Annotated in this window: 1 pseudogene; it reads left to right on the forward strand. The window is 39.4% G+C overall.

The annotated features are described in order from the left end of the window. Window positions 1–159: 159 nt before the first annotated feature. A pseudogene (locus V6251_RS15545) lies at window positions 160–320 on the forward strand (SdrD B-like domain-containing protein); the annotation flags it as partial.

Below are 320 nucleotides of genomic sequence, written 5' to 3' on the forward strand. Positions count from 1 at the left end.
GGTGATGTTGATGAAGATACATTACCATCAGATATTACAGATACATTAACAACAACGGATTCAGATCCAGAAACAATTACTGTAGTAGAAGGTGAAAACCCAACAACAGATGATGGATTTGCACCAGTAACTTCAGGATAAACAGGAGTTGTATTTGAAGACACCAACAATAACGGTGTTCAAGATGCAGGTGAAGAAGGAATTGCAGGAGTAGATGTAGTAATTACGGATGTTAACGGAGACGAAACAACAGTAACAACAATAGCAGATGGGTCATGGTCAGCAACGGATCTTCCATTAGGAGATGCAGTAGTTGATGT

Source organism: Olleya sp. Ti.3.14 (genome assembly GCF_038154885.1).
Taxonomy (GTDB): Bacteria; Bacteroidota; Bacteroidia; order Flavobacteriales; family Flavobacteriaceae; genus Olleya.